At 51.3% G+C, this 20,835-nt stretch carries 23 protein-coding genes; all 23 read left to right on the top strand.

What is annotated here, in order from left to right:
• Window positions 1–3 precede the first annotated feature (3 nt).
• The 23 genes from fliG (at window position 4) to PUR_RS15585 (ending at window position 20,826) form a co-directional block, all read left to right on the top strand.
• Window positions 4–1,020: a flagellar motor switch protein FliG gene (fliG, locus tag PUR_RS15695; protein WP_179037937.1), complete on the top strand. Its 1,017-nt coding sequence runs from the start codon at window positions 4–6 to the stop codon at window positions 1,018–1,020.
• The gene (locus PUR_RS15690; protein WP_179036057.1) at window positions 1,013–1,861 is read left to right on the top strand and encodes a FliH/SctL family protein; all 849 of its coding nucleotides are present in this window, start codon (window positions 1,013–1,015) and stop codon (window positions 1,859–1,861) included. Before fliG ends, PUR_RS15690 begins: the two co-directional genes overlap by 8 nt.
• The gene (gene fliI, locus PUR_RS15685) at window positions 1,842–3,167 is read left to right on the top strand and encodes a flagellar protein export ATPase FliI (protein ID WP_179036056.1); all 1,326 of its coding nucleotides are present in this window, start codon (window positions 1,842–1,844) and stop codon (window positions 3,165–3,167) included. The genes PUR_RS15690 and fliI overlap by 20 nt, the downstream gene beginning before the upstream one ends.
• 9 nt (window positions 3,168–3,176) lie before the next feature.
• Window positions 3,177–3,620, top strand: a complete 444-nt coding sequence (gene fliJ / locus PUR_RS15680; RefSeq protein WP_179036055.1) for a flagellar export protein FliJ — start codon at window positions 3,177–3,179, stop codon at window positions 3,618–3,620.
• A 20-nt stretch (window positions 3,621–3,640) separates the two neighbouring features.
• Window positions 3,641–4,573: a MotE family protein gene (locus PUR_RS15675; protein WP_179036054.1), complete on the top strand. Its 933-nt coding sequence runs from the start codon at window positions 3,641–3,643 to the stop codon at window positions 4,571–4,573.
• A 31-nt stretch (window positions 4,574–4,604) separates the two neighbouring features.
• Window positions 4,605–6,077, top strand: coding sequence for a flagellar hook-length control protein FliK (locus PUR_RS15670; RefSeq protein ID WP_179036053.1), 1,473 nt, complete (start codon window positions 4,605–4,607; stop codon window positions 6,075–6,077).
• A 27-nt stretch (window positions 6,078–6,104) separates the two neighbouring features.
• Window positions 6,105–6,587, top strand: coding sequence for a flagellar hook assembly protein FlgD (gene flgD / locus PUR_RS15665; protein WP_179036052.1), 483 nt, complete (start codon window positions 6,105–6,107; stop codon window positions 6,585–6,587).
• On the top strand, window positions 6,584–6,973 hold the full coding sequence (locus tag PUR_RS15660; protein WP_124693784.1) for a TIGR02530 family flagellar biosynthesis protein: 390 nt from the start codon (window positions 6,584–6,586) through the stop codon (window positions 6,971–6,973). Before flgD ends, PUR_RS15660 begins: the two co-directional genes overlap by 4 nt.
• Window positions 6,974–7,088: 115 nt before the next feature.
• A complete protein-coding gene (gene flgG / locus PUR_RS15655; RefSeq protein WP_179036051.1) occupies window positions 7,089–7,907 on the top strand; it encodes a flagellar basal body rod protein FlgG in 819 nt (272 codons plus the stop codon).
• A gap of 243 nt (window positions 7,908–8,150) precedes the next feature.
• On the top strand, window positions 8,151–8,375 hold the full coding sequence (locus tag PUR_RS15650; protein WP_179036050.1) for a flagellar FlbD family protein: 225 nt from the start codon (window positions 8,151–8,153) through the stop codon (window positions 8,373–8,375).
• A complete protein-coding gene (locus tag PUR_RS15645; RefSeq protein WP_179036049.1) occupies window positions 8,372–8,842 on the top strand; it encodes a flagellar basal body-associated FliL family protein in 471 nt (156 codons plus the stop codon). Before PUR_RS15650 ends, PUR_RS15645 begins: the two co-directional genes overlap by 4 nt.
• 37 nt (window positions 8,843–8,879) lie before the next feature.
• Window positions 8,880–9,878 (top strand): flagellar motor switch protein FliM, encoded by a 999-nt coding sequence (fliM, locus tag PUR_RS15640; RefSeq protein WP_179036048.1) that lies wholly within the window; start codon window positions 8,880–8,882, stop codon window positions 9,876–9,878.
• Window positions 9,868–11,223: a flagellar motor switch phosphatase FliY gene (fliY, locus tag PUR_RS15635; protein ID WP_179036047.1), complete on the top strand. Its 1,356-nt coding sequence runs from the start codon at window positions 9,868–9,870 to the stop codon at window positions 11,221–11,223. Before fliM ends, fliY begins: the two co-directional genes overlap by 11 nt.
• A 27-nt stretch (window positions 11,224–11,250) precedes the next feature.
• The gene (locus PUR_RS15630) at window positions 11,251–11,616 is read left to right on the top strand and encodes a response regulator (protein ID WP_019910416.1); all 366 of its coding nucleotides are present in this window, start codon (window positions 11,251–11,253) and stop codon (window positions 11,614–11,616) included.
• A gap of 9 nt (window positions 11,617–11,625) precedes the next feature.
• A complete protein-coding gene (locus PUR_RS15625; RefSeq protein ID WP_179036046.1) occupies window positions 11,626–12,132 on the top strand; it encodes a flagellar biosynthetic protein FliO in 507 nt (168 codons plus the stop codon).
• Window positions 12,129–12,893 carry a flagellar type III secretion system pore protein FliP gene (gene fliP / locus PUR_RS15620; protein WP_179036045.1) on the top strand — a complete coding sequence of 255 codons (765 nt, stop codon included), beginning with the start codon at window positions 12,129–12,131 and terminating at the stop codon, window positions 12,891–12,893. The genes PUR_RS15625 and fliP overlap by 4 nt, the downstream gene beginning before the upstream one ends.
• A 22-nt stretch (window positions 12,894–12,915) precedes the next feature.
• On the top strand, window positions 12,916–13,185 hold the full coding sequence (gene fliQ, locus PUR_RS15615) for a flagellar biosynthesis protein FliQ (protein ID WP_179037936.1): 270 nt from the start codon (window positions 12,916–12,918) through the stop codon (window positions 13,183–13,185).
• Window positions 13,186–13,190: 5 nt separating this feature from the next.
• Window positions 13,191–13,979 (top strand): flagellar biosynthetic protein FliR, encoded by a 789-nt coding sequence (gene fliR, locus PUR_RS15610; protein ID WP_179036044.1) that lies wholly within the window; start codon window positions 13,191–13,193, stop codon window positions 13,977–13,979.
• 22 nt (window positions 13,980–14,001) lie between these two features.
• Window positions 14,002–15,090, top strand: coding sequence for a flagellar biosynthesis protein FlhB (gene flhB, locus PUR_RS15605; protein ID WP_179036043.1), 1,089 nt, complete (start codon window positions 14,002–14,004; stop codon window positions 15,088–15,090).
• An 18-nt stretch (window positions 15,091–15,108) separates the two neighbouring features.
• Entirely contained in the window at window positions 15,109–17,142 is a 2,034-nt protein-coding gene (gene flhA / locus PUR_RS15600; protein ID WP_179036042.1) for a flagellar biosynthesis protein FlhA, read from the top strand.
• Complete coding sequence (gene flhF / locus PUR_RS15595; RefSeq protein ID WP_179036041.1) at window positions 17,139–18,506, top strand: flagellar biosynthesis GTPase FlhF; 1,368 nt, start codon at window positions 17,139–17,141, stop codon at window positions 18,504–18,506. Before flhA ends, flhF begins: the two co-directional genes overlap by 4 nt.
• Window positions 18,503–19,384, top strand: a complete 882-nt coding sequence (locus PUR_RS15590) for a MinD/ParA family protein (RefSeq protein WP_179036040.1) — start codon at window positions 18,503–18,505, stop codon at window positions 19,382–19,384. The genes flhF and PUR_RS15590 overlap by 4 nt, the downstream gene beginning before the upstream one ends.
• A gap of 38 nt (window positions 19,385–19,422) precedes the next feature.
• Window positions 19,423–20,826: a protein-glutamate methylesterase/protein-glutamine glutaminase gene (locus tag PUR_RS15585; RefSeq protein WP_179036039.1), complete on the top strand. Its 1,404-nt coding sequence runs from the start codon at window positions 19,423–19,425 to the stop codon at window positions 20,824–20,826.
• The last annotated feature ends 9 nt before the right edge of the window (window positions 20,827–20,835 follow it).

Raw genomic sequence — 20,835 nt, 5'->3', positions numbered from 1 at the left:
CGCATGGCAAAGGCCGCACAGCAGGGACTTAGCGGCCGGCAGAAAGCCGCTATCCTGCTCATTACACTTGGACCGGAAGTTTCGGCGCAGATTTTCAAGCATTTAAGAGACGAGGAGATTGAACAGCTTACGCTGGAGATCGCCAACGTTCGCAAGATTGACAACAATGAAAAAGATATGATCATGTCTGAGTTTCATCAAATCTGTCTGGCTCAGGAGTATATTTCGCAGGGCGGCATCAATTATGCCAAGGAAATTCTGGAGAAGGCGCTGGGGCAGCAGAAGGCGCTGGAAGTTATCAACCGCCTGACGGCAACGCTGCAGGTCAGACCGTTCGACTTTGCGCGGAAGGCTGATCCCAATCAGATTTTGAACTTTATTCAGAACGAAAATGTGCAGACAATCGCCCTTGTTCTTTCCTATTTAAAGTTCGAACAGGCCGCCGCGATTCTTTCTTCTCTGCCGCAGGATAAACAGGCGGAGGTGGCAAGAAGAATCGCCGTTATGGACAGCACCTCTCCGGAGGTCATTTCCCAGATCGAACGGGTATTGGAGCAAAAGCTTTCCGCAACTGTTACCCAGGATTACACGAACGCCGGCGGCATCGAGTCGATTGTACAAATTCTGAACGGTGTAGACCGGGGGACGGAACGCACCATTCTGGATTCGCTCGAAATTCAGGATCCCGAGCTGGCGGAAGAGATCAAGAAGCGGATGTTCGTATTCGAAGATATTGTCAACGTGGACAACCGTTCCATCCAGCGCATTATACGTGACATCGAAAATGCGGATTTGCAGCTTGCGCTTAAAGTCGCTAGCGAAGAGGTCCGCGACGTCATTTTCCGAAATATGTCCAAACGCATGGCGGAGACCTTCCGGGAAGAAATGGAGTACATGGGTCCGGTTCGGCTGCGTGATGTGGAAGAAGCCCAGACCCGTATTGTAGGGACTATTCGCAGACTGGAAGAATCGGGAGAGATTATCATAGCCCGCGGCGGAGGAGATGACATCATTGTCTAGGTTGATCAAACACTCCCAATATGTTCCCGTTGATGTGCTCAAAAGATTGGAGCTGGCCCGGCAGCACGCCGGTCTTGCCGAAGAGGAAACTCAGTCGGAGGAAAGCGCCGAGAAGCATCATGAAGATCCCGCGCGTGAAGCGGCCGAGCAGGCGCGCAAAGAGATGCTGCGCGATGCGAAGGAATTCGCCGAAGGGCAGGTCCGTAACGCTTCGCTTGAGGCGGAGCGCATTATCGAGACGGCACGAAGCGAAGCCGAGGATTGGTGGCGGAGCCGGAGGGAGCAGGATGAACACCTGGCAGAAGCGGTTAAAGCCGAAGCTTACAGGCAGGGCTACGATGAGGGTCTGCTGCAGGCCGAAAAAGAAATGAAGGCCAAGCTGGCGGAGATTATGGAAGAGGCCCAAGCCGTATTGACCGAAGCCTATAAAGCGCGTGATGTTATTATTCAGGAAGCAGAGCCTTTTCTCGTGGAGCTGAGCTGCGATATCGCCGAGAAAATCGTAGAGAAACAGCTTACAGTCGAGCCTGCGTTTACAATCGACCTGATCAAGAGGAACCTGGCACGCAAGCGGGAGCAGGGAATCATTTCCCTGTGTGTAGCTCCTAGCCAGTTCTCCTTCGTAAATGCGGCTCGCGAGGAGCTTGCTCTGGCGATCGATTCGCAGGCGGAACTTCAGATTTTGCCGGACTCAACGGTAAAGGACCACGGCTGCGTGATCCGCTCTTCATTTGGAAGCGTCGATGCCAGAATTGACACCCAGCTTCAGGAAATCAAGAAGGAACTGATCAGGGTGGCATTGGACAACGAGGAACATAGAAATGGGGAACAAGATGCTTGACACCCGGAGATACAAAGAGCAGCTTCGCGGTATCGATCCCATCAGAATTAACGGCAAGGTCACCCAGGTTATTGGGTTAATGGTTGAATCGGAAGGACCGGACGCGAGTATAGGCGACGTATGCAATATCTATCCGGCCAAAGGCAGCAAGCCGCTCAAGGCTGAGGTCGTCGGTTTCCGCGACAACAAAGTGCTGTTGATGCCGCTGGGAGAATTGCAGGCGATCGGTCCGGGCTGCGATGTGGTTGGCACAGGCAAGCCGCTCAACGTGCAGGTTGGTTCGGAACTGCTCGGCAAGGTGCTCGACGGCCTTGGGCAGCCGCTTGACGGTTCGCTTATTCCGGCGCGAATGCCGTATAGTTCAACCTTCAATATTCCATCCAATCCGCTGAATAGACCCAGGGTACAGGAGCCCATCAGCATCGGAGTGCGGGCGATAGACGGCCTTCTGACGATCGGAAAGGGACAGCGGGTCGGCATTTTTGCCGGATCGGGCGTAGGGAAAAGCACGCTGATGGGTATGATTGCCCGAAATACATCAGCCGATGTCAACGTGATCGCGCTTATTGGCGAGCGGGGAAGGGAAGTGCTTGATTTTATTGAGCGCGACCTCGGCCCGGAAGGATTGCAGCGTTCGGTTGTGATCGTGGCGACCTCTGACCAGCCGGCGCTGATCCGAATTAAAGGGGCGCTGATTGCGACGACCATCGCCGAATATTTCCGTGATCGCGGACTCAACGTCATGCTGATGATGGACTCCGTTACACGGTATGCAATGGCCCAGCGCGAAGTAGGCCTTGCCGTCGGAGAGCCTCCGGCGATGAGGGGATATACGCCTTCGGTGTTCGCCAGTCTGCCGAAGCTGCTGGAACGCGCGGGTACGGGGCCGACTGGCTCGATCACGGCTTTTTATACCGTACTGGTCGATGGCGACGATATGAACGAGCCGATTGCCGATGCTGTCCGCGGGATTTTGGATGGACATATTGTGCTAAACCGGAGCATTGCGAACAAGGGACATTTTCCGGCAATCGACGTACTGGCGAGCATCAGCAGGGTGATGAAGGATATCGCGCCGAAGGATCAAATCGAGGCGGCCGAGAATGTAAAACGCCTGATGGCGGTATATAAGGAATCCGAAGATTTGATCAATATCGGGGCTTATCAAAGAGGGTCCAATGCCCAGATTGACGAGTCGATGCACTACATCGACAGCATCTGGAATTTTACGAAGCAGAAGGTAGACGAGAAGACAACGTTGGCCGAAGTTCAACAGACCTTAATTTCCCAGTTCTCGAGGAGTTGATTTTAATTAATGAAGTTTCACTATAATTTCCAAAAAGTCGTCGACTTGAAGGGGAATGAAAAAACGCAGGCGGAATGGATGCTCTCAAGTGCGCTTGGAGAACTGCAGACACAGGAGAAAGATCTGGTTGAACTTATGGAACTGCGAAATGAGACTTTGCTCGCGCTTCAGGCTGCGGCAGAACGGAGAACGCCAATGGCAGCGATCCGGGAGATGCAGGATTACGTGGACTATTTGGATAACTGCATTACGCGTAAACAAGGCGAAATCAGCCAGGCGCATCAGGAAGTTTCGAGAAAACAGGAAAATTTGAATTCAAAGGCGTTGGATGAAAAGGTCTGGCTGAAAGCAAGAGACAAGGCGCTGGGTATTTTCCAGCAAAATTTGAATTTGCGGGAGCAAAACGAATTGGATGAGATGGCTACCGTCCGCTTCGCGATGAAGTCCCTCTGACGTTTGGAGGTTATTCGGCAGTGGCACAGAACGATATGGAACTTGAAAACGAAGGGTCGGCAGGCAAGTTCGAGCGGTTTCTTTTTCTGATGATACCGATTATTTTTACCCTTGTCCTGATTGGGGTTCTGCTGACTCTCTTTAATATGGATTACCGAAACGACATGCTGCAGATTGCGAACAAAATCCCGATTGTGAATAAATGGATACCCGACCCGGAAGGTGAGACCTCCGAGGACAGTCAGCAAGCGGAGGAGCAGGCGGCAAGCTCGGAGTCGACCATTAAGGAGCTTAAGGCTCAGCTCTCCCAGCAGGAGGAAACAGTAAAGAAGCTGAATGAGCAAAAAACCGAGCAGGATAAACAGGTTCAGGCTTTAAAGTCGCAGATTGACGAGATGCAGCAGGCCGCAAGCACCCAGCAACCGGTTGAAACAGAGGATGACCACCAAAAGGAAATTGCGGCAATGACCAAGCTTTATGCGGGAATGCAGGCATCCAAAGCGGCGGCGATCATGCAGAATATGACGACCGATGAGGTCGTTCAACTGCTTAGCGGGATGAACAACGACAGCAAGACGGGGATCTTGGAAAAAATGGACCCGAAAGTTGCTGCGGATGTATCCGTTAAGCTAAAAGAATCGGCCAATTCTTCCGATATGGCTATTGCAGCCCTTCAATCCAGACTGAAACAAGACTCGGCGGGTACGACAGCCTCAACCGGCAGCGGCGCAAATTTAGACAAGCAAAAGCTAAGCCAGACGTTCTCTTCGATGCCTGCGGTGGAGGCGGCAAAGCTGCTTAGTGAAATGTACGCCATCAGTCCGGATAAGGTGATTACAATTTTAAGCACAGTTGATGACAACGTGCGGTCTTCCATTTTATCGGAAATGACCAAGAGCGATACGAACGGCGTCACCGCCAAAATTGTGAACCGTCTGATGGGCGGCAAGTGACCATTGCACTGTGAAAGGAGGTGAAACAAAGATGAGTCTCGTATTTCAAATGATCTCTTCAGGCAAAGGTCTAAATGCTAAAACAACGGCTTCCCTGGGGACTGCTGGTGCTGCCGGAGCGGGGAACGGAATGTTCTCCAGTACGCTGATACAGTCGATGGCAGGCTCAACGTCGGAACTGGCAGCGGCACCTCAAGGTGATGCAGCGGCTGCTACATTGCAGAATCTTCTAAAAACGGCGTTATCCAATCACACCGGCGAAGATGGAGAATCGGCGGATCTTACCGGTAAGAAACTCTTGGATGAACTGCTTCCCGAACTGTCCAAACTGGACGAGCAGATTGAAAGTGATCCCGCGCTGCTGGCGGCGCTTCAAGGCTGGCTGGTTCAGGTCTCGGCGCTATTGTCTGGCAATGATATGAAGGAGTCTCCGGATCAGACGGGACTGACGCCGCTTGCGCAGAATCCAGCAACTGCAAGGTTTGCCGTTCAGGATGAACTCAACAACCTCGCAGCATTGATTCAGCAGGCTTCAGGAAGCGGCGATGAAGCCTCAGCAGGCAAAGCACTAGCACTGTTGAACAGCTTTGCTTCTATGATTGAACCATACACTGGAACTGTAGACACGTCCGTTTCGGGGACTGCTGCAACGGCATTGGCATCCGGGATTGAAGGCGTCGATAAGCTTCAAGGACACAGGACTCCGAAGACCGGTGATGCTAACGTGGGAGTAGGGCTTTCCAAGGCTGCCGACACGGTATCGAATAAACTGGATGCATCGGGACAGACCGACACAGCCTCTCTCGATTCCCAAGCGGCTTCCGGAAATGCACTGTCACTCAAATTGCCTTTAGCATCTGCAGAAATCAATAAAGAGCATTCCACAGCAAACGAAGGCACGCTGACTGATATGGCTGCTGAGCAGGATTCTTCCCAAGGGGACAGCAATGTCATTTCCGCAGGCCAGCTCTCGCTAAGGGACGGAATTACAACTACTCCAAAGGCGGAGATTTCGCAGGTACCGGTTCATAAGTTCGCTGAAGAGATGACCGGCTTTATTACCGGTAAACTGGAAATAGTCAAGAAGGGCGGAGTCGCCGAAGCGACCCTATCATTGTTCCCGGAAAATCTGGGGCAGGTGGATGTCAAGATTACAATGCATAACGGACATGTTGTCGCTCAGTTCTTAGCCGAGCATTCCGGAGCCAGAGATTTGCTGGAGAATCAAATGTCTCAACTGCGTGCAGCGCTTCAATTGCAAGGTCTGCAGGTAGAGAAGCTCGAAGTTTCGCAAAACAACACTCCGCTTCAGTCCCAGCTCTTTCAGGATGGGCGCCATTCGGGAGCGGGAAGTCAAGGGTCGGACAGGCGTTCCAAGGAGCGCAAGGATTCTTCGGACGATGCCGTCCTGGCAGCCGAACTGGATGGAGAATGGAAAGATTGGCTGGCTAACGAACGACAGATTACCCGAAATCCGGCAAGCCAATTCTCTGCCGAAGCATAAGGGGAATGGAAAGGGAGGTGAAAGGTAATGGCAACCTCAGACAGCATTATATCCACGGGCAGTGTATGGCCGAATTATTCGGCAGCCAACAGTACAAGCAGCAGTACTGGCAGCACATCGCTCGGTAAAGATCAATTCCTGAAAATTTTAATTACGCAGCTTCAAAATCAGGACCCGATGCAGCCTATGGAAGACAAGGAATTTATCGCCCAAATGGCTCAATTCTCATCTGTTGAACAGCTTATGAACATTTCCAATCAGCTTACGGCGCTTAATCAATCGCTCGGTTCGGTTTCCGGTTTAATCGGAAAAAATGTCAGCTGGCTCGACAGCTCCACTTCACAGGAGAAATCGGGAGCGGTGGACTCTATTGTGGTGAGCGGAGGCGTTCAATACGCGCTCGTCGGCAAGGAGAAAATCGCGCTTACGGACATTACTAGAATTCAGAACGGCAGCAGCGAATCTGGTGCGGAAACAGTAGGCGGCGGAGGAAGCGGGGCGGAGTCATGAACGATAAAATGACCGTAGGCCAGATGTATACAGGAGTTCATCATCCCGGCTTGCTGCAGCGCCCAAATGCAGGCAAGAACACCGTACTTCCATCATCGGAAGGGACCTTCGAGAGCGTACTGCAGCGGAAACTGCTGAAATTCAGCAATCATGCGGCAAAACGTTTGGAGCAGCGCGGCATTCAGCTCGGAAACAAGCAGCTTGATCAGATTTCTTCAGCCGTAGATAAAGCGGCGGCCAAAGGAAGCAAGGAATCGCTGATTTTGATGAAAGATGTGGCGCTGATTGTAAGTGTAGCGAACAGAACCGTAGTGACGGCAATGGACGGCGATTCTATGAAAGACAACGTGTTCACCCAAATCGATAGTGCAGTTATCATTTCTTAACCCGGCCGGTCCTAACGGAGAGCCGGAGCGACCGCCGACCGACTGACGCGGTCCAACTCAACGAATTCAATCAAATTTAAAGAGCTTCTAAGCTCCATTTCTGGGAGGTAATATCATGTTAAGATCCATGTATTCCGGTGTTTCCGGCATGCGCGGTTTTCAAACCAAGTTGGATGTTATCGGCAACAATATCGCGAATGTTAATACAATCGGCTTTAAGTCCGGGCGCGTTATGTTCAAAGATATTATGAGCCAGACGATTTCCGGTGTTTCTGCTCCGAGCGACGACGCGCAGGGCGGCGTCAACGCCAAGCAAATCGGACTGGGTGTGAGTATCGGTTCCGTTGATACGCTGCATCTGGCCGGAAGCGCCCAAACGACGAATAATCCGACCGATCTGCGGATCGACGGAGACGGCTTTTTTATGGTGAATCTGTCCGGAGATCAAGAGACTCCCTTTCTGACGCGCGCCGGCGACTTCCACGTTGATGCTAACCGCAATCTGGTTACCTCCGACGGTCTTCATGTGCTTGATTCAGGCGGCGAGCCGATAGTGATTGGAGAGGATGTTACCTCCTTCTCCATTTCCAATGACGGAACTATTATTCAGACGATGGCCGACGGAACGACCGAACCAGGAGTCCTGATCGGCGTCGCCAAAGTAAGCAACCCGCAGGGCCTGGAGAAAATCGGAGGTAACCTGTATCGCATGACCTTGAATGCGAACGCGGGCGGCGCTTTGGAGCCTACAACCGCCAATAATACGGAAGCGGGAACCGGAGCGATTGTCGCGGGACAATTGGAAATGTCCAATGTCGATCTGACGGGCGAGTTTACGGAAATGATTGTCGCTCAGCGCGGCTTCCAAGCGAACTCCCGGATTATTACGACATCGGATGAGGTGCTTCAGGAAGTTGTTAATCTGAAACGCTAATTTTAGAATATGCCGGCAGTCGCATTTTCAATATACTCGGCTGCCGGTCTTGCAGTATAATAGATTCGTTTCGCTTTTTCCATCAAGGAAACGGGCTTCAAGCCGGGAGAGGCTCATCTCTCCCAACTTTTTGAAATATATGATTTTAAGCTTTGCTCTTATCATTCACTTAATATTTTTGAGAAACGAGTGCCGCCTAGTAAAAGGATGGCGCAGCCGTTTCTCCTTATTAGGAGGCCTCGCATGATCTCGGTAACACGATTAAACGGATCGCCAATGTGGCTGAATGCCCTGCTGGTGGAAATGGTGGAAGAAAGCCCGGATACCTATATCACGCTCGTAACGGGCAAAAGGCTGATCGTTCTTGAAAAAGCCGATGAAGTTATTGCGAAAATAAGGGACTACAATAAGGAAATCGGCGCCTATTCAGCCACCATTAAAGTCCATACACTGGAGGAGCCTTCATGAAAAAGATGCTGCCTTGGCTCATCACGATTTTGCTTGCGATTACTTTGATCGTGGTTGCCGCCTTTTTGCTGATGAATAAATGGTTTTCCGACGACACCGGAAACGCGGTAAACGATACGGCGCAGCAGGTGGAAACCAAAAAGCTGACCGCGGACGAAATTGTGGCCATGACTTCGGAAATTACCGATATTAAAACCAATCTCGCCGATCCCGATTATATCGTTTCTATAAATTTCGCCTTCCAATTGGATACCGAAACGGCTAAGGAAGAGTTCGAAAAAATCAAGGAAATCAAGATCAAACCGCTCATAATCAAAGCACTGGCTGATGTCAAGCCGCAGGAACTGAACGGAGCGGCTGGGAAGGACCGGTTGTGCAGCAAGCTTGTCAACTTGATCAACAACACGTTAACAGAAGGAAAGCTGACTCAGGTGGAGATTACCAATTATATTTTGGCTACGATATAAACTGCCGGATTCCAAGTTTACTTAGGGGGGTGATTGAATGGTTGATGTACTGTCGCAAAATGAGATTGATGCCCTGCTTGCCGCTCTTTCATCCGGCGAGATGGACGCCGACGAACTAAAAAAAGAAGAAACCCAGCGTAAAATACGTTCTTATGACTTCAAACGGGCCGTACGTTTCTCGAAGGATCATATCCGAAGCCTGACCCGGATTCATGAAAACTTTGCGCGTTACCTTACAACGTACTTTTCGGCGCAATTGCGAACATTTGTCCAGATCAGCGTCGTTCAGGTGGAGCAGCTGCCGTATGATGAATTCATCCGTTCCATCCCCAAGATGACCATTTTGAATATTTTTGAAGCCGAACCCTTGGAAGGCAGAATGGTAATGGAGGTGCATCCGAATATCGGCTTTGCCATGTTAGACCGGCTGCTCGGAGGAGTCGGAACGGCGCCTTCCAAAATTACATCTCTGACCGAGATTGAGACAACCATTATGGAGCGCATATTCAGCAGATGCTTCGAAAGCCTGCAGGAGGCATGGAAGACGGTGCTCGACATTGAACCCCGAATGGAAGCGCTGGAGACAAATCCGCAGTTTATGCAGATAGTATCCCCCAACGAGACGATTGCGCTTATCTCGCTTAGCACCAAGATCGGCGACACGACGGGCATGATCAATCTTTGCATTCCGCATGTCGTCCTTGAACCGATTATGTCCAGGCTGTCCGTTCACCAATGGTTTGTCTCGGAGAAAAAGATGCGGGACGAACAGGAAGTGGAGACGATCAAAGCCAGCGTGAACCGGGCTCAGCTTCCAATCGTTGCTGAACTCGGGCAATCCATGATTTCCATATCCGAATTCCTCGGCCTGAACGTAGGAGACGTCATCTCGCTGAACAGGACCGTTGATACCGGACTGTCGATCAGGGTGGGAGACAGGCTGAAGTTCATCGGTAGTCCGGGCATGGTCAAGGACCGGGTAGCCGTGCAAATTGACGAGATTGTCAGCGAAGGAGTTGAAGAACGTGACGAGTAAAGATTATTTATCCCAGGAAGAAATCGACGCCCTTTTGAGACAATCGGCAGAAAGCGAAGCAAGCGCATCTTCCGAGAAGACGGTGGATGATTATCTGACACCATTTGAGCAGGATGCGTTGGGGGAAATAGGGAATATAACATTTGGCAGCGCCGCTACGGCGCTTTCGACTCTGCTGGGCAAAAAAGTGGACATTACGACTCCGCAAGTTTCCATTATTAAGCGCAGCGAATTTGAAGAAGCTTTTCCCAAGCCTCATGTTGCTGTTCATGTGCAGTATGTGGACGGGTTTCAGGGCATTAACTCGCTCGTGATCAAGATTCGGGACGCGCAGGTTATTGCCGATCTGATGCTTGGCGGAAACGGAGAGCCGAAAGACGAAGAGCTGAATGAGATTCACGTCAGCGCCGTACAGGAAGCCATGAATCAAATGATGGGCTCCTCCGCCACATCGATGTCAACCATCTTTAACCGGTTCGTCAACATATCGCCGCCTGATATCGATATTCTCAATATGTCGAGCGGTGAGGGGGTAGGAAGCCTGCCGGAAGACGAGACGCTGATTCGAATATCGTTCCGCCTAATCATCGGCGATTTGATCGATTCTACTATCATGCAGCTCCTGCCTGTGCAGTTTGCAAAGGATATGGTAACGATGCTGCTGGGAGACGTTGCCGCTCCAAGCGAAGAGCCGGCTGCAGCTGTAGAAGCACCGGCGAAGCCGGAAGCGGCCCAGTCCGCGCCTGCTGCACAGCAGCCCGCTCCGTCGGCTCAACAGCCGCCGCAGTCGGCACCACCCGAGCAGCAGGCGCAGCAGCAGCAGATTCCTCCAGGGCAGCAGCCGTATCCGGGAATGCCTGAAGGAGGATATTATTATCCGCCGTACGGTATGCCGCCTTATGGAATGCCAGGTATGCCTCCATACGGCATGCCGCCGCAGGGAATGCCCGGACAACAGGGGATTCCGCCGCAGGGAACGCCTTATTCACAGTCCCCGCCGCCGTCTTCCCCGCCGAATCGAAACGTCAATGTCCAGCCGGTACAGTTCGCCAATCTCAGCAACAACGCCTTTGGAAATATTGACGAAAATAATTTGAACTTACTGATGGACATACCCCTGAAAGTAACCGTAGAATTAGGAAGGACCCAGAAGCAGATCAAAGATATTCTTGAAATGTCGCAGGGATCGATTATAGAGCTGGACAAGCTTGCCGGCGAGCCCGTCGATATTCTGGTGAACAACAAGCTGATTGCCAAGGGGGAAGTTGTGGTAATCGACGAAAACTTCGGCGTTCGCGTAACGGATATTGTCAGCCAATGGGACCGAATTCAAAAATTACAATAAGCATAATTTAGGGAGGATTTTGTAAAAATGGCTAACCGAATTCTGATCGTGGACGATGCAGCATTTATGAGAATGATGATTCGCGATATTTTATCGAAAAATGGTTTTGAAGTGGTAGGAGAAGCCCAGGACGGCTCCCAGGCGATTGAAAAATTCAAGGAACTGCGCCCAGACCTGATCACCATGGACATTACCATGCCGGAAATGGACGGAATCGCGGCCCTGAAAGAAATCAAAAAAGTGGATGCCAACGCCAAGGTTATTATGTGCTCCGCTATGGGTCAGCAGGCTATGGTTATTGACGCAATCCAAGCGGGAGCGAAGGACTTTATTGTTAAGCCATTCCAAGCTGACCGCGTTATTGAAGCCATCAACAAGACGCTCGGCGTGTAGGAATAGCCCATGTCCGGCACAGGCAACTACTTGCTGAATTTGCTCAATGTTATTTTTGTGCTGGCGGTCATTATCGTAATCATTGTTCTGTTAATCCGGTTTCTGGGACGGCGCAATCAGACTTGGATGAGCGGCCGTTCCATGCGCACCCTGGGTGCGGTAGGGCTAGGTCCGGGCAAGTCGATGCAGGTCATCGAAGTCGGAGGTAGCCTCTATTTGATCGGAGTTGGCGATAATGTATCGATTCTGGATAAGATCACCGATCCCGATGAAGTGGCGATTATCGTATCGGCCTTCGAGGAGCAATCCGCCTCAGGCGGCAATTTCCTCATTCCGCTAATTTCCAAGGTAAGGGAAAGGCTGCGCGGGGAAGTTCCGTCTCAGGAAATGGATCTGAACGAAACTTCTTCTTTCTATGAGATGCTGCAGTCCAAACTTCGCTCTCCGGACCGGAACAAGAAGATAGAGGAGCTCCTTGGCGGCGAAGACCAAAAGGACAGGCAGGGGGAATCATGAAAAAAAAGTTTTTGTTTGCCTTCCTGCTGATAGGCGTTGTCAGTTTCCTGGCTCTCCGACCGATCTATGCCGCCGAGCCGATTCCGAATATCGACATTCAGGTTGGAGGTAGCGGTGGTCAGAGCGGCACCAGTTCCATTTCCATTTTGCTGCTGGTTACGGTTCTGAGCGTGGCTCCGGCGTTTTTGGTTTTGATGACCAGCTTTACCCGGATTGTCATCGTGCTGGGCTTCATCCGCACTTCACTCGGAACGCAGCAGATGCCGCCAAACCAGGTGCTCGTGGGACTTGCTCTTTTTCTGACGCTGTTCGTAATGGCGCCAACCTTGTCGACGGTGAACCAGACGGCGCTACAGCCTTATATCAAAGGCCAGATTACTCAGACGGAAGCTTTGAATAAAGCCGCCGATCCGATGAAAAAGTTTATGTTTAAATATACGCATGAGAAGGACTTGCTGCTGTTTATGAATTACAACGGCTATACGGGGAACAACAAGCCAGCCACTCACACCGATATTCCGATGACGGTGCTCGTGCCTTCTTTTGCAATGAGTGAAATGAAAACGGCTTTTCAAATGGGCTTTATGATTTTCATCCCTTTTTTGATAATCGATATTGTGGTTGCCAGCACGCTAATGGCCATGGGGATGATGATGCTGCCGCCGGTTATGATCTCGCTGCCTTTTAAAATCATGCTGTTCGTGCTGGTGGACGGTTGGTATCTGGTGGTCAAATCGCTGCTGCTCAGCTACGGCACCTGACGGAGAATAGGAGGCGAAGGATATCAATACGGAATTTATTATCGGTCTTGCGGGTCAGGCGGTATATTTGATGCTTGAGGTCAGCGCGCCTATGCTGATTTTCGGTTTGGTTGTCGGACTGATTATCAGTGTTTTTCAGGCAACGACCCAGATTCAAGAACAAACGCTGGCCTTTGTCCCCAAAATCGTCGCCGTGCTGCTGGCCCTGCTTCTGTTCGGTCCCTGGATTGTTACGAAGCTTACCGACTTCACATCCCAAATTTTAGGCAATCTTCATCTGTATATCGGATGAACACCATGGTTGATTCCATCTTGAAAGGTTTTCCTGTCTTTTTGCTTATTTTTTGTCGAATTACAGCTTTTTTTGTTGTCGTTCCTGTCTTTTCTTCTCGAAGCTTACCTACGACATTCAAAATCGGAATCTCTTTTTTCGTTTCCCTAATTGTATTCAGCGCGAGAGGGACAGGCGTCACGGCTCCGGAAGATCTCGGCATTATTCTGCTGATCATCAGGGAATCCCTGATCGGACTGCTGCTAGGCTATATGGGTTATCTGATGTTCATGGCGATCCAAACGGCCGGTTCGTTCATCGACATCCAGATCGGCTTCGGGATTGCGAATGTCATCGATCCGATGACGGGGGCTTCGTCGCCCTTGCTCGGCAACTTTAAGTATATGATCGCGTTGCTGATGTTCCTTGGGATGAACGGCCATCATTATTTGCTCGACGCCATTATCAACAGTTACAACTGGGTGCCTTTGGACAATCAGCTTCTGGTGAAAATGATGGACGGAAGTCTGTCGGATTTCTTGGTCCGATCATTCGCGCAGTCGTTTGTGCTTGCTTTTCAAATGTCCGCCCCATTGGTGACCGCGCTGTTTCTGACGGATATCGGACTTGCTTATTTGGCCAGAACGGCACCGCAGTATAATGTGTTCGTTATCGGTGTTCCGCTGAAAATTATTGTCGGCCTGGTGCTGCTGCTTGTGTTAATGCCTACCTTGGCCGCGCTTTTTCAGAGCCTGTTCAACATTATGTTCGAATCCATGCGCAATTTGCTTACCATGATGGGGAACAGTCCGTAAATGAAGGTAAGGAGGGCCGGATTTGGCCTATCGATATAAACTCGACCTCCAGCTTTTTGGCGGAGAGAAGACGGAAAAGGCGACACCGAAGAAACGGCAGGATGCCCGCAAAAAAGGCCAAATTGCCAAAAGCGCCGAGCTTTCGGGCGCAATCGTCCTGCTGTCCGGGGTGCTGAGTCTGACGATGTTCGGGGGATTTTTGAAGGAACGGGTTATGACGCTGTTTACCGATGTCTTTATCAACCGAATCACGATGGAGGTCACCTCGTCCAATGTGCAGCAGATGATGAACGAATACGGAATGCAGATTCTGATTATGCTTGCACCGGTAATGGGAATTACTTTCATCCTTGCATTGGTTTCCAGCGTAGCACAGGTTGGTTTTATGGTAAACGGAGAGGGCGTTACCCCGAAGTTCAGCAAGATTAATCCGCTTAAAGGCCTCAAGAATATTTTTTCCATGCGGTCGTTTGTCGAAATGTTGAAATCAATCTTTAAGCTGCTGATTATCGCTTATCTGGTATACAGCACATTATGGGGGCAGAAAAAAGATTTTGCATCTCTTGCCCTTGTTGGCACGGAAAGCATTTTTCACTTTACAGCCAAGTTGACCATAGTTCTCGGCATCAAAATCGGTGCGGCCTTGCTGATTATGGCTGTGCTTGATTATATGTACCAGCGTTATGAACATGAGAAGAGTCTGAGAATGTCCAAACAGGAGATTAAGGACGAGTACAAAAAAATGGAAGGCGATCCGCTGATTAAAGGTAAAATCAGGGAGCGCCAACGCCGGATGGCGATGCAGCGGATGATGCAGGAAGTTCCCAAAGCCGATGTCATCATTACGAACCCTACTCATTTCGCGGTCGCTCTGAAATATGACGGCTCCAAAATGGAGGCGCCGCAGATTGTGGCCAAAGGCCAGGATTACGTCGCACTCCGCATCCGTGAGCTTGCCAAGGAACACGGCGTGATGACGATGGAAAACAAGCCGCTTGCACGGGCGCTGTTTCAAAGAGCGGAGATTGGGGATTCGGTTCCCGCGGATCTGTTCCAGGCGGTTGCCGAAGTGCTGGCCTACGTATATAAGCTAAAAGGCAGAAAGAGATAGCAGGGGAGGAAGAATGCATTGAAAGCTAAGGATTTAACGGTATTGATCGGCATTATCGGCATCGTGCTGATGATGATCCTGCCTATTCCCGAGGGGCTTCTCGACTTTCTGCTTGTCGTTAATATTTCGATTGCGCTTACGATTATTCTGGTGGCGATGAATACGAAAGAGCCCCTTCAGTTCTCCATCTTTCCGTCGCTGCTGCTCATTACGACCCTGTTTCGCTTGGCGCTGAACATCTCTACAACCAAGCTGATATTGTCTGAGGGTGAGGCCGGTTCGGTTGTAGCGACGTTCGGCAGCTGGATTGCACGGGGACAAATCGCCATCGGGTTCATCGTATTTTTGATTCTCGTCGTTGTGCAGTTTATCGTCATTACCAAGGGTTCGGAACGCGTCGCCGAGGTGGGCGCGAGATTTACGCTGGACGCGATGCCTGGTAAGCAGATGAGCATCGACGCCGATTTGAACGCGGGCATGATCAACGAGCAGCAAGCCCGTGAGCGCCGGCAAAATGTTGAGCGTGAAGCGGATTTCTACGGAGCGATGGACGGGGCGAGCAAATTCGTCAAGGGAGATGCCATCGCCAGCATTATCATTCTGTTGATCAATTTGATCGGCGGCTTCATTATCGGGATTGCCATACACGGCATGACCTTCCAAGATGCGCTGTCAACTTACTCCGTGCTGACGATCGGGGACGGTCTGGTCAGCCAAATACCTGCTCTGCTCATTTCGACCGCAGCCGGCCTCATCGTTACCCGGGCTTCTTCGGATGGCAATCTGGCGGAAGATTTGACAGGGCAATTGCTGTCTTATCCGAAGCTTTTGTACATCGTTGCCATTACGGTCGCCTTCTTGGGACTTTTTACACCAATTCATGCCATAACCACACTGCCGCTTGCAGGACTTTTGGCCTTTGCCGCCTATCGGATGACGCAGAACCTGAGCCGCAAGGCGATCGCCGAAGAGCAGCTTGTCGAAGAAAAGCAGATTGAGGAGGTGCGCAGTCCGGAGAGCGTGATCAGCCTGCTGAGCGTGGACCCGATTGAGTTCGAATTCGGCTACGGTCTGATTCCACTGGCCGATACTCAGCAAGGGGGCGATTTGTTGGATCGAATCATCATGATTCGACGGCAGTGTGCACTTGAAATGGGACTTGTCGTACCGGTTATTCGCATTCGCGACAATATTCAACTAAAACCGAATGAATATGTCATAAAAATTAAAGGAAATCAGGTTGGCGGTGGTGAATTATTACTTAATCACTATTTGGCAATGAGTCCCGGGTATGATGATGAGTCGATTACCGGCATTGAAACGGTGGAACCGTCGTTCGGATTGCCCGCTTTGTGGATCGATGAATCGGTAAAGGAACGGGCTGAACTGGCAGGCTATACAGTGGTCGATCCACCGTCCGTTGTTGCTACTCACTTGACCGAGCTGATCAAGCGTCATGGCTTTGAACTGCTCGGGCGGCAGGAAACGAAAATGCTGGTCGACAATATTCGCGAAAATTATCCTGTGCTGGCGGATGAACTGATTCCATCCGTCCTCTCCATCGGGGATTTGCAGAAAGTGCTGGCAAAGCTGCTGCGCGAAAAGATCTCGATCCGGGACTTGGTTACTATTTTTGAAACACTTGCCGATTACGGCACTTATACGAAAGATCCCGACGTTCTCACAGAGTATGTAAGGCAGGCCCTGTCGAGGCAAATAACCCAGCAGTTCTCTCAATCGGGAGAAACGCTTAAGGTGATTACGGTGGGACCATCGCTTGAGAAAAAAATCGCCGAAAGCGTCCAGCAATCGGAGCACGGCAGTTACTTGGCGCTTGATCCCGTGTCAACCCAGACGGTGTATCAGCGTCTCATGGAGCAAATCAACCGCCTTTTGCAATCGGGGCAGCAGCCAATAGTGCTGACTTCGCCTACCATCCGCATGTATTTGCGGCAGGTCATAGAGCGGACGATGCAGGATATTCCGGTGCTGTCTTACAGCGAGCTGGAGCCCAATATTGAAATTCAAAGTGTTGGAGTGGTGAATTTATGAGAGTGAAGCGTTACGTTGTCGATACGATGCCGGACGCCATGCATTCCATTCGCAGCGAGCTTGGAAGCGACGCCGTTATCCTGAGCACGAAGGAGATCAAGACCGGCGGATTCATGGGAATGTTCAGAAAAAAGAAGATTGAAGTAGTTGCCGCGGTCGAAAAAGAACAGAAAAAGACGGCTGGCGGCAGCCGGGATACCTCGCCCTCTGTTCCAAGGGCAGGTGTTCCAAACGCATACCGGCAGGCGTACGCCTCGTCTTCGATCAATACCGCCCCTGGCGGTACGGAGCCACCCCGAAGCTTTGCCGAGATTGCCGCCGCGCTGCAAGGAGCAGTCGAGAAACAAGGCGCGGTAGCCGTGTTGACGGAGAAGACGGTCCCGGAAACGAAGCAAGAAGCACCGGTTCATGTCTCTCAAGAAGAAGCCGATTCCGAGCAGCCTGCGGCGGCTTCGTCCATGGCTTCCGCTAGTCCAGAACGTCCTACTGACGACGGCATTCTTAATGAAATTAAAGAAATGAAGCAGTGGATCGAACGGATTGCCCGCCAGTCCGCCGAATCAAGAGAACTGCCGGATCGGCTGAATCAGTTGCGGGATCGGCTGATCGAACAGGAAACGGACAGTTCACTTGTGGAGGAATGGATCGGCAATGTGCTGGATGCCTGGAATAATGCCGGAAGGCAGTGGCCGCAAGAGAAGTTTAATGAGGCTATCAAAGAACAGGTTGTCAATTTCCTGTCTACCAGAATTGGAGGGGGGATCGCCCCTGACACAAAGCTCCTGCACGTCGCCGGTCCGACCGGAGTAGGAAAGACCACCACCTTGGCCAAGCTTGCGGCCGACCAGCTTTTCCGGCATGGCCGAAAGGTAGGAATGATTACTTCCGATACGTACCGCATCTCAGCGGTGGAGCAGCTTCGCACATATGCATCGATATTGAATGTGCCTCTTGAAGTCATTCAGTCGCCGGGTGATTTGCAGCGGGCATTGTCCCGGCTTGAGGGCTGCGATCTTGTATTGATGGACACTGCGGGAAGAAACTTCCGAAACGAGCTGCTCGTTGCGGAATTGCAGAGCCTGCTGGCGCCGACATTGAAGAGCGAGACGTATCTGGTCCTCAGTCTGACTTCGAAGAGCAGGGATATGAAGCTCATTACGGAGCATTTCAGCAAATACCGGCTGGATAAGATCATCGTCACCAAGCTGGACGAAACGGGAAGCTTCGGGCCCATGTTTAATTTGCTGAACGATTACCCGCTTTCGCTTTCTTATATGACGAACGGCCAGAACGTTCCAGACGATTTGCTTGTGCCGTCCGAAGAACTGCTGTGCGATTTACTGCTCGGAACGGGTGAGCAATGATGGACCAAGCGCAATCGTTAAGACAGCTTGTCGCCGGACAGAACCGAATGCTTGACGAAGGTGGAGAACATTCGGCGCGAATTATCACCGTTTGCAGCGGAAAGGGCGGAGTAGGCAAGTCGAATTTCACTCTCAACTTCGCGCTCACTCTAAAGAGTCTAGGGAAAAAAGTGCTTCTGTTCGACGCCGACATCGGTATGGCGAATCTGGATGTACTGATGGGCGTTACCCCAACATACAATCTTTATCATTTGTTGGGCAGGGAAGCCGGAATCGAGCAGATTATTCAAATCGGCCCTAACCGTCTCCCTTTTATTGCCGGAGGTTCCGGAATGGAAGAGCTGTTCTCGCTGTCGGAAAGCGATCTGAATTACTTCACTTCCCAGATTGCCGCAATTGCCGATGATATGGACTATATTCTCTTCGATACCGGTGCCGGTCTGTCCAAGGAAACGATGAAATTCATCGCTTCCGCCGACGATTGCCTTGTTGTCACCACGCCCGAGCCGACAGCTATCACCGATGCCTACGCATTGATGAAAGTGGTGCACAAGAGCCATCCGCATGTCTCATTCAAACTGATTGTCAATCAAGCTTTTGACTTCAGGGAAGCAAATGCGACAAGCGACAAAATCCGGATGGCCGCCCAGCGTTTCCTACAGTTGGATATCCCGTTCCTGGGATATATAACTAGCGATACCCATGTGGTTCAAGCCGTAAAGCGCCAGGTCCCTTTCTCGATGGCGTACCCGAACAGCACCGCTGCGAAGGATATACATAGACTGACGCTGCAATATTTGAGATCCGACCGGCCTCCTGCCATGGCGGGACCTCAAGGAATAAAGGGCTTTATCAGTAAGTGGCTTCGCCGAAAATAAGAAATGTTCTGAATTCGAGGGACAAAGGTGGAAATGACATGAAGCCATATCAAGTTTTGGTTGTGGATGATTCGGCATTTATGCGCAAAATCATTTCCGATTTAATTGAAAAGGATGCCGAGTTCCAGGTAACGGCAACGGCGGTAAACGGCCGGGAAGCGGTTGACAAGGTAAAGGAGCTGCAGCCTGATCTTGTCACCATGGACGTGGAGATGCCGGAAATGAACGGCTTGGAGGCACTGAAAAGAATAATGCTTGACCATCCTCTTCCCGTCATTATGCTATCCGGCATTAATGAAGAAGGGATGAAAGAGACGATATTGGCATTGGAAGGCGGAGCTTTTGACTTTATCCGCAAACCTTCGATTTCCAGCGCCCATGATATCAACAGCGTCGGGGAATCGTTAAGGGAGCAAATGAAGGAAGCCATGCTGGAACGCGAACGCCGGGAGGCCAGGTCCGCTTCTGCGCTTTTGGCCGCCGAAGCCCCTTCCGTGCCACCGAAGCCCGAGTCTGCTCCTTCTCAGCCTCCTACCAAGCCGGCGGACAAGCCCGCCGAAGGCTTTGAGGGCACAACGAACCGATTGCTCCACCGGGAGACGAGAATCTCCCAAGCTTCGGTCACGTCGGATACCGCAAAACCGGTTGATATCAAGAGCTTGAATAAGCCTGCTCGGCGCGGGGACCGATTCAAGGTCATTCCGCCGGAGGCGAATCGGGCCGACGGACCTTCCAAGGCATCCTCGGAGCCAAAGGCGGAAACCCGTGCACCTGATGCTTCCAGACCTAAGAGGGCAGCAGCCAATGGAGGGGTCCCGGGCACTCCTTCAGTAACCGGCAGAGAACGAAAATCGGGCGTGAAAGGTCTGGATAAGCTTGTGGCCGTCGGATGTTCAACGGGCGGACCCCGTGCGCTGAAGGCTTTTTTGGAGAAGATTCCAGCCGATTTTCCCGCACCGATCGTTATTGTTCAGCATATGCCCCCCAATTTTACCAAATCGCTTGCCCAGAGGTTGAATACATTCAGCCCGCTGGATGTCGTGGAGGCAGAGCAAGGAATGATTCTGAGGAAGGGAGCGGCATATATCGCGCCGGGAGGCTATCACATGAAGGTGACGGAGACAGCAAGCGGTCAGTTTGCCATCAGCTTGACGAAGGAGGAAGCCCGGAACGGGCATCGGCCATCGGTGGACACGCTGTTCGAATCCCTGCTGCCGCTCGATTCCCTGGAGCGCCATGCGGTTATCATGACTGGGATGGGAAGCGATGGCGCCAAGATGATGAAGTCATTATACGACGCCGGCGTCAGGTCGACTTTTGCCGAGAGCGAGGAAACTTGCGTCGTTTACGGAATGCCGCGTTCTGCGGTTGAACTGCAGTGCGTCAGTTATATTTTACCGTTGCAAGACATTGCTCCAAGGCTGGTTCAGGTCGTTAAATAACGAAAAGCG

Source organism: Paenibacillus sp. URB8-2 (assembly GCF_013393385.1).
Taxonomy (GTDB): Bacteria; Bacillota; Bacilli; order Paenibacillales; family Paenibacillaceae; genus Paenibacillus_AQ.
The sequence above is the reverse complement of the archived record's forward strand: the minus strand, read 5'-3'. Positions and strand labels throughout refer to the sequence as shown.

Excerpts from the sequence above, each read along its gene's own strand:
- fliG (WP_179037937.1), top strand. The coding sequence starts at position 4 with ATGGCAAAGGCCGCACAGCAGGGACTTAGCGGCCGGCAGAAAGCCGCT.
- fliI (WP_179036056.1), top strand. The coding sequence starts at position 1,842 with ATGGGGAACAAGATGCTTGACACCCGGAGATACAAAGAGCAGCTTCGC.
- fliJ (WP_179036055.1), top strand. The coding sequence starts at position 3,177 with ATGAAGTTTCACTATAATTTCCAAAAAGTCGTCGACTTGAAGGGGAAT.
- PUR_RS15670 (WP_179036053.1), top strand. The coding sequence starts at position 4,605 with ATGAGTCTCGTATTTCAAATGATCTCTTCAGGCAAAGGTCTAAATGCT.
- flgD (WP_179036052.1), top strand. The coding sequence starts at position 6,105 with ATGGCAACCTCAGACAGCATTATATCCACGGGCAGTGTATGGCCGAAT.
- PUR_RS15660 (WP_124693784.1), top strand. The coding sequence starts at position 6,584 with ATGAACGATAAAATGACCGTAGGCCAGATGTATACAGGAGTTCATCAT.
- flgG (WP_179036051.1), top strand. The coding sequence starts at position 7,089 with ATGTTAAGATCCATGTATTCCGGTGTTTCCGGCATGCGCGGTTTTCAA.
- PUR_RS15650 (WP_179036050.1), top strand. The coding sequence starts at position 8,151 with ATGATCTCGGTAACACGATTAAACGGATCGCCAATGTGGCTGAATGCC.
- PUR_RS15645 (WP_179036049.1), top strand. The coding sequence starts at position 8,372 with ATGAAAAAGATGCTGCCTTGGCTCATCACGATTTTGCTTGCGATTACT.
- fliM (WP_179036048.1), top strand. The coding sequence starts at position 8,880 with ATGGTTGATGTACTGTCGCAAAATGAGATTGATGCCCTGCTTGCCGCT.
- PUR_RS15630 (WP_019910416.1), top strand. The coding sequence starts at position 11,251 with ATGGCTAACCGAATTCTGATCGTGGACGATGCAGCATTTATGAGAATG.
- PUR_RS15625 (WP_179036046.1), top strand. The coding sequence starts at position 11,626 with ATGTCCGGCACAGGCAACTACTTGCTGAATTTGCTCAATGTTATTTTT.
- fliP (WP_179036045.1), top strand. The coding sequence starts at position 12,129 with ATGAAAAAAAAGTTTTTGTTTGCCTTCCTGCTGATAGGCGTTGTCAGT.
- fliR (WP_179036044.1), top strand. The coding sequence starts at position 13,191 with ATGGTTGATTCCATCTTGAAAGGTTTTCCTGTCTTTTTGCTTATTTTT.
- flhF (WP_179036041.1), top strand. The coding sequence starts at position 17,139 with ATGAGAGTGAAGCGTTACGTTGTCGATACGATGCCGGACGCCATGCAT.
- PUR_RS15590 (WP_179036040.1), top strand. The coding sequence starts at position 18,503 with ATGATGGACCAAGCGCAATCGTTAAGACAGCTTGTCGCCGGACAGAAC.
- PUR_RS15585 (WP_179036039.1), top strand. The coding sequence starts at position 19,423 with ATGAAGCCATATCAAGTTTTGGTTGTGGATGATTCGGCATTTATGCGC.